This window comes from Streptococcus sp. 20925_1_69 (assembly GCF_041432365.1).
In the GTDB taxonomy this organism is placed as follows: domain Bacteria; phylum Bacillota; class Bacilli; order Lactobacillales; family Streptococcaceae; genus Streptococcus.
The window spans coordinates 149,266-156,662 of sequence record NZ_JAPVZL010000005.1; the positions used below are offsets into that span (position 1 = coordinate 149,266).

7 protein-coding genes and 1 pseudogene are annotated in these 7,397 nt (G+C 38.8%); 4 read left to right on the forward strand and 4 right to left on the reverse strand.

Annotated elements, in window-relative coordinates; all coding sequences use genetic code 11:
* The first annotated feature begins 49 nt into the window (after nucleotides 1-49).
* From O3601_RS05130 to gla, 4 genes are all read left to right on the forward strand, one after another.
* Nucleotides 50-1,216 (forward strand): AI-2E family transporter, encoded by a 1,167-nt coding sequence (locus tag O3601_RS05130; RefSeq protein WP_371471525.1) that lies wholly within the window; start codon nucleotides 50-52, stop codon nucleotides 1,214-1,216.
* A complete protein-coding gene (locus O3601_RS05135; RefSeq protein ID WP_371471526.1) occupies nucleotides 1,206-2,435 on the forward strand; it encodes a tetratricopeptide repeat protein in 1,230 nt (409 codons plus the stop codon). Before O3601_RS05130 ends, O3601_RS05135 begins: the two co-directional genes overlap by 11 nt.
* 152 nt (nucleotides 2,436-2,587) lie before the next feature.
* Nucleotides 2,588-3,268: an MgtC/SapB family protein gene (locus tag O3601_RS05140; RefSeq protein WP_371471527.1), complete on the forward strand. Its 681-nt coding sequence runs from the start codon at nucleotides 2,588-2,590 to the stop codon at nucleotides 3,266-3,268.
* A 262-nt stretch (nucleotides 3,269-3,530) separates the two neighbouring features.
* Entirely contained in the window at nucleotides 3,531-4,400 is an 870-nt protein-coding gene (gla, locus tag O3601_RS05145; RefSeq protein ID WP_049491488.1) for an aquaglyceroporin Gla, read from the forward strand.
* A 156-nt stretch (nucleotides 4,401-4,556) separates the two neighbouring features.
* Here gla and O3601_RS05150 read toward each other — a convergent pair whose 3' ends face one another.
* The 4 genes and pseudogenes from O3601_RS05150 to O3601_RS05165 form a co-directional block, all read right to left on the reverse strand.
* The gene (locus O3601_RS05150) at nucleotides 4,557-5,000 is read right to left on the reverse strand and encodes a transposase (RefSeq protein ID WP_261054020.1); all 444 of its coding nucleotides are present in this window, start codon (nucleotides 4,998-5,000) and stop codon (nucleotides 4,557-4,559) included.
* Entirely contained in the window at nucleotides 4,963-5,565 is a 603-nt protein-coding gene (locus tag O3601_RS05155) for a transposase (protein WP_316126996.1), read from the reverse strand. The genes O3601_RS05150 and O3601_RS05155 overlap by 38 nt, the downstream gene beginning before the upstream one ends.
* Nucleotides 5,504-6,022: pseudogene (locus tag O3601_RS05160) on the reverse strand (transposase); the annotation flags it as partial. The pseudogene O3601_RS05160 and the gene O3601_RS05155, both read right to left, overlap by 62 nt.
* A 546-nt stretch (nucleotides 6,023-6,568) precedes the next feature.
* A partial coding sequence (locus tag O3601_RS05165; protein ID WP_371471529.1) for an IS30 family transposase occupies nucleotides 6,569-7,397 on the reverse strand: 829 nt, incomplete at its 5' end.

Sequence of the window (7,397 nt, forward strand, 5' to 3'; positions counted from 1 at the left end):
TTTTGGTCTAAAAATGGTATAATGAAAGGACGACAGAAAGGAATTATTTATGGAACAAAAAGAGAAACATTTTAGCCTATCTTGGTTTTTCAAGTGGTTTTTGGATAACAAGGCCATTACGGTATTTTTGGTAACCTTATTATTGGGACTGAATCTTTTTATTTTAAGTAAGATTAGTTTTTTATTTTCACCTGTTTTAGACTTTTTGGCGGTCGTGATGTTGCCAGTTATTCTATCTGGTTTGCTATATTATTTATTAAATCCTATTGTTGATTGGATGGAGAAGCATAAGGTTAAGCGTGTTATAGCTATCACTATTGTCTTTGTCATCATCGCTCTCTTTATCATTTGGGGCTTGGCAGTAGCTATTCCAAATCTGCAACGTCAGGTCTTAACATTTGCAAGAAATGTACCAATCTACCTAGAAGATGCTGACAGAGTTATTAATGATTTGGTAACCAAGCATTTACCAGATGATTTCAGGCCTCAGTTAGAACAAGTTTTGACAAACTTCTCTAGTCAAGCTACAGTTTGGGCAAGTAAAGTTTCATCTCAGGCAGTCAACTGGGTGAGTGCCTTTATTAGCGGGGCTTCTCAAGTGATTGTTGCCTTGATTATCGTTCCGTTCATGCTCTTTTATCTTTTGCGTGATGGGAAAGGCCTACGTCACTATTTGACCCAATTCATGCCAACGAAATTGAAAGAACCTGTTGGACAGGTCTTGTCAGAAGTGAATCAACAGTTGTCCAACTATGTTCGAGGGCAAGTAACAGTGGCTATTATTGTAGCAGTAATGTTTATCATCTTCTTCAAGATCATTGGTCTACGCTATGCGGTTACGCTGGGTGTTACTGCTGGTATCTTAAATCTGGTTCCTTATCTTGGTAGCTTCTTAGCCATGCTCCCTGCTCTAGTATTGGGTTTGATTGCTGGTCCAGTCATGCTTTTGAAAGTAGTGATTGTCTTTATCGTAGAACAAACTATTGAAGGCCGTTTTGTCTCTCCATTGATTTTGGGAAGTCAATTAAACATCCATCCCATTAATGTTCTCTTTGTCTTGTTAACTTCAGGATCCATGTTTGGCATCTGGGGAGTCTTGCTCGGTATTCCGGTTTATGCCTCTGCTAAAGTTGTCATTTCAGCGATTTTTGAATGGTATAAGGTAGTCAGTGGCCTATATGAACTAGAGGGAGAGGAAGTCAAGAGTGAACAATAGTCAACAGATGTTACAGGCTTTGGAAGAGCAAGATTTAGTTAAGGCAGAACATTATTTCGTTAAAGCTTTAGAAAATGATTCGAGTGACCTTTTGTATGAATTAGCCACTTATCTAGAAGGGATTGGTTTTTATCCTCAGGCCAAGGAAATTTACCTGAAAATCGTAGAGGATTTTCCAGAGGTTAATCTCAATCTGGCAGCTATTGCTAGCGAGGATGGTCAAATCGAGGAAGCATTTGCTTATCTTGAGGAAATCCAAGCTGACAGTGACTGGTATGTTTCGGCTTTGGCTCTGAAAGCAGACCTCTACCAGCTGGAAGGTTTGACAGATGTGGCGCGTGAGAAATTATTGGAGGCCTTGACTTACTCAGAAGATCCTCTCTTGATATTGGGATTAGCAGAGTTGGATAGTGAGTTGGAAAATTATCAAGAGGCCATTCAAGGCTATGCACAGTTAGATAATCGCTCGATTTATGAGCAAACGGGCATTTCTACCTATCAACGAATTGGCTTTGCCTATGCTCAGTTAGGGAAATTTGAAACGGCCACAGAGTTTTTAGAAAAAGCTCTGGAGTTAGAATACGATGACCTAACGGCTTTTGAGTTGGCCAGTCTTTACTTTGATCAAGAAGAATACCAAAAAGCTGTCCTCTACTTTAAGCAGCTTGATACCATTTCACCTGATTTTGAAGGATATGAGTATGGTTACAGTCAGGCCTTACATAAGGAACATCAAGTTCAAGAAGCCCTGCGTATCGCTAAGCAGGGGTTGGAGAAAAATCCATTTGAAACTCGTCTCTTGCTGGCTGGTTCACAATTTTCTTATGAATTGCATGATGCTAGTGGTGCAGAAAATTACCTCCTTACTGCTAAAGAAGATGCTGAGGATACGGAAGAAATCTTACTCCGTCTAGCAACTATTTATCTGGAGCAGGAGCGTTATGAGGATATTCTAGACTTGCAAAGTGAGGAGCCAGAAAATCTCTTGACCAAGTGGATGATTGCTCGTTCCTATCAAGAAATGGACGATTTGGATACTGCCTATGAGCTTTACCAAGAGTTGGCAGGAGATTTAAAGGACAATCCAGAGTTTCTGGAACACTATATCTATCTCTTGCGTGAATTGGGCTACTTTGAGGAAGCAAAAGTCAATGTACAAGCTTACTTAAAACTGGTTCCAGATGATGTGCAAATGCAAGAATTGTTTGAGAGATTGTAAGAATTCATACATTACAGAAAACTGCAAGTTATCACTAGAGGGTAACTGCGGTTTTTTGTTTTAAAAAGGACAATTTTCAACTAATATATTCTCTTGAAAAAATTCTAACTAGGATTATAATATAAAATTATGAGTGATAGAGGAGGGAAATAATGCTTGATACGATAGCTCTACCGATTGAAGTCCGACATATTATTTTCATTTTATTGTCTTGTTTTTCTGGTTTTATCATTGGCTATGAAAGAAAGTCTAAGCACAAGCAGACTGGGAGAAAGACTCATATCTTGGTTGCCTTAACTGCAACTTTAATGATGATTTTATCAAAAGAAGCTTTCTTGGATACGCCTAATTATGATACTTCTAGGGTTGCGGCCCAAATTGTCAGTGGAATTAGTTTCATTGGAGGTGGTATTATTTTCATGAGGGATAAAAAAATCAGTGGTATCACCACAGCAGCCGGTATTTGGGAAACTGCAGGTATTGGAATGGTGATTGGATCAGGTTTTGCTTTTCTAGGCTTATTTTGTAGTTTAATTGTAGTTTCTGTTCAGAAAAGTAGCTCCAAATTTTTGAAAAGCGATACCCATTATCATATCAGAATGACTGGATTTGTAACCAATAAACCTTCAATAGATACCTTGAATATTCTCATTGAACAGAAAGGATTTTACAATCTAAATATAGACATGGATAGGAATGAAAGTGGTTATAATCTTACGATTAGAGCAGATCAAGATAAGTCCATTTCTTACAAAAATATGGCTGAGGTTTTATGGCAATGTGACGAGAATTTTTATATAAATCAGGTTAAGATTGTTTCATTAGAAGGATAAAGTTTTGTGTTCATAGCAAAACTATTATTGGTGAATGGGGAAAGATACTTCTTATTCCCTATACTATGTATCAGGAGGAATTGACATAAAAGCATCAGATTAGCGTAGATAACCTAATGAATTGGGAATATCTTGAAAAAAAGATTAGTTTATAAAATTTGGAACCGTTTTCTGTCATAATCTTTCGGGAAAGTAGTTGCTAAAAGATGTAAAAATTGATAGAATAAGGATTGTCTAAAAAATTTTAAGGAGAATCTATCAAATGGATTTCACATGGGCGATTAAATATGCCACTGAATTTTTGGGAACTGCTATTTTGATCATTCTTGGAAATGGTGCAGTTGCTAACGTTGAACTTAAAGGTACGAAAGGTCACCAAAGTGGCTGGATCGTTATCGCTGTTGGTTATGGTATGGGGGTTATGATTCCAGCCTTGATGTTTGGTAACGTATCTGGTAACCACATCAACCCAGCCTTTACTCTTGGACTTGCAATCAGCGGTCTTTTCCCTTGGGCTCAAGTTGCGCCTTATATCATCGCACAAGTTTTGGGTGCTATCTTTGGTCAAGCCTTGGTTGTGGCAACACACCGCCCATACTACTTGAAAACTGAAAATCCAAACAACATTTTGGGTACTTTCTCAACAATTTCAAGTTTGGATAATGGTACAAAAGAATCACATTTTGCAGCAACTGTTAATGGTTTTGTAAATGAGTTTGTTGGATCATTTGTTCTTTTCTTTGCAGCCCTTGGAATGACTAAAAACTTCTTTGGTTCTGAAGTGCTTCAATACATGAAACAAATGGCTAGTCAAGCAGGTCAAAATGTTGATTTTTCTGATTTAGCAATCAAAGCCCAAGTAGCACCACATACTGCTTCAGGACTTTCAGTAGCTCACTTGGCACTTGGATTCCTTGTTATGGCCTTGGTAACATCACTTGGTGGACCTACAGGACCTGCCTTGAACCCTGCTCGTGACTTGGGACCACGTCTCCTTCATGCTTTCCTTCCAAAATCAGTTCTTGGTGAGCACAAAGGCGATTCAAAATGGTGGTATTCTTGGGTACCAGTAGTAGCACCGATCGCAGCAGCAATTGCGGCAGTAGCTATTTTCAAATTCCTTTACTTATAAGAAATTGAGTTCTCAATCCATTGTAATGGATTGAAGAAAAGCTAAGATAGAGAGAAAGGACACATTTCGTCCTTTCTTTTTATTTGAAAAAACAGTAAAAAAGCGCAAAAAATCACTTCCTGTGCTATGCTGTAATTGAATTTTTTAGTTTTGGCGTTAGAACTGTTTCCTCAGTCCTAGCGCCTTTTCTTTTTGATAAGTCTGCTTGGTGGAGAGTAGTTTGTAAATGATTCTGAGAATCTTATGAGCACAAGCAATGACGGCTTTCATCTTGCTTCCTCTTTGGGAAATTCGATTGTAAAAAGAAGAAAAAGCTGGATCCTTAGAATGTGCTGCAATTAATCCCGATATGGTCAAAGCCTGTTTGATATAGCGATTTCCTTGCGTGATGTGTGAGGATTTTTTAATGCCAGCACTTTCATAAGACCCTGGACAGAGTCCAGCCCATGATGCTAAGTGTGCATCGGACGGAAAGGCTGTAACAGTTGGTCCAATCTCAGCTAGAATAGTGGCAGCACAGTTTTCATTCACACCGGGAATGGTTTGAAGTATCCTATTTTCCTCAGGGAAACTCCTTTTCGATGTAGTGTTGAATCTCATCGGTCAATTTTTCAATGAGTTCCTGATACATCTGACATTCCTCTAAGCTCTGGTCTAAGAGAAAGCGGTCTTCTAGTGACAACTTTCCTTCCATCGCTTCCACGAGTTCTTCTGGACTTGCTTTCACTCGCTTTTGGATACAAGGGATAACAGATTCTACATTAATGCTTTCTCCGTTAATAAATAATTTTAAAAGTGATCGCCCTGTCTTAGAAAAAATATCAGAAAGATAACTTGTTAGCTTGATATTAGCCCGTTGTAAGAGATTGTGAATTTCATTTTTGACTTGAGTTTGACGCTGCTTGTAAGAACGCATGCGACGTGTCAGTAAACGAAGCTGTACTACTTCAGGAGCAGGGATATAGGAAGGTTCAATTAGTCCGCAACGGCCGAGTTGAGCAATCCATTCGGCATCTTTCATGTCTGTTTTTCGACCAGGCACATTCTTGATATGTTGAGGATTGGCAAGTACTAAAACGAGATCAGAATGTGAAAAGATATAGTCAATTGAAACAAGAATAGGACAAAAGAGCTTCGTAAAAGGTAGTGCAACTTGGTAATACATTTTTGAGGTGCTTTTTGATATGAGCCCATGTTTTCTCAATAGGATTGTACTCAGGTGAATAGGGAGGAAGTGGTAAAAGTTTATGCCCAAACTCTTAGCATAAAAGTTCTAGCTTACCCATTCTATGGAATCTTGCATTATCCATAATAATAACTGATGGTGTATTTAATGTCGGTAAGAAAAACTTCTGAAACCAAGCTTCAAAAAAGTCGCTCGTCATCGTCTCTTCGTAAGTCATTGGAGCGATTAACTCACCATTTGTTAGACCTGCAACCAAAGAAATCCTCTGATATCTTCTTCCAGATACCTTACCTCTTATTAACTGGCCTTTTAATGAGCGACCATATTCTCAATAAAAATAAGTATCGAATCATGTTTCATCAATATAAACAGGTGCTAAGTGCTTTAAACTATTAAAATTCTTAAGAAATAAAGCTACTTTTTCTGGGGTCAGTTCAATATAGGATAGAGCATTTAATTTTATACTTTTCATTCAATTTACCTCGTTTTTTATTATATCATAAAGTTAGCTAATAAGAAATGAAGGGCAGTAAGTCCAGTAATCACTTTGAAGTCTCAAAGTTTGATTTTAAGTTTTCTTTAAGGAAATTATATTCTTCTGAAGAAGTCTAAAATTTCACAGCCATTTATTAGTAATGACTACAGAATTCCTAGTCATTACTAGAAACGGGCTTGTTTCTTTGAATAATAGGACTGCATAATTCTCCTATTCTGGTAACTTCTAAAACTAACTTCCAGTTTCCCACAACCTAGCTTTTAGTATAAGAAAAACGCGTGAAAAATCAGTGGGACTTCGTCTGAGACTAACTTCCACTGGTTTTCTTTTTCTTGATATATAAGGGTTCAAAAGCGAAAAGACTCAGAAAAAAGTGCATGACAAATAGCCCTAAAACAGAGTCGTCTTAGAGTAAATTCCAGTTGCTAGCGTTTAGTGTGAGACTTTTCGATGGTGATAAGATGTGTAGTTAGAGGGAAAATTCCCTTATTTCAATAAATCAGGTGATAAGTGTGTGTCTTCTGGTTTGACAAATTGGCACCCCAGAAGAGCAGCGATGTCCTCGCCAAAGGTGAAGGTGAAGACGTCGTAAGCAGATTTTCCTTGAAACTCTTCTCGTTTCAAGGAATTGACATGGGAAATAACTAGATTGACGTCTTTCTGAGTCAGCTGGTCAAAGGAAGTGCCCTTGGGAAGAATGGCTCGCAAAACCGTATGGTTCTTCTCAATCCGCCCCTTCTGGTCAGGACGGCTAGGGTCGCAGAAGTAGAGGTGAGACTTCCCATCAATGTCTCGCTCAAGCTCCTCCACATAGGAGAACTCAGATCCGTTGTCCGTGAGAATGACAGGGAACAGCTGATGAAACGCATACCCTCCGTCCATGACTCTTTCTTTCAAAGCAGCGAATTTAGTGGCGACTTCCAGAGCAGTCTTGTTGTCCAAAAGCAAGGCGAAGAGGAAGTTGCAGAAGGAAACGTTGAAGGTGAGCAGTAGCTTTCCACCAGGTCTGCCGATGACCGTGTCCATTTCCAACCATTTGAAGAAATCATCTGTTTCTCGTAACTCTTGGAAATCTTGGTAGGTCCGCCCAATTTTCAGCTCTTTGGGAATAGCTACTTTTCTGGATTTTCTGCGTTCCTTGAACTTGACCATCCGAGGGAAATCAATGGACTTGGCTGTCAGATATCCCAGTTTGGCATGCCGATACACCGTAGCTTTCGACACAGGTAGGTTATGTGTCTGAATGATATGGTAGATGCTTTGTTTCTTCTGGATGCCTAGGGTTAAGACCTTGTCCATCTGATAAAAACTTTCC

Bases quoted from the DNA above. Each gene is read 5' to 3' on its own strand.
- O3601_RS05130 (WP_371471525.1), top strand. From the start codon at position 50: ATGGAACAAAAAGAGAAACATTTTAGCCTATCTTGGTTTTTCAAGTGG.
- O3601_RS05140 (WP_371471527.1), top strand. From the start codon at position 2,588: ATGCTTGATACGATAGCTCTACCGATTGAAGTCCGACATATTATTTTC.
- gla (WP_049491488.1), top strand. From the start codon at position 3,531: ATGGATTTCACATGGGCGATTAAATATGCCACTGAATTTTTGGGAACT.
- O3601_RS05150 (WP_261054020.1), bottom strand. From the start codon at position 5,000: ATGAGATTCAACACTACATCGAAAAGGAGTTTCCCTGAGGAAAATAGG.
- O3601_RS05155 (WP_316126996.1), bottom strand. From the start codon at position 5,565: ATGTATTACCAAGTTGCACTACCTTTTACGAAGCTCTTTTGTCCTATT.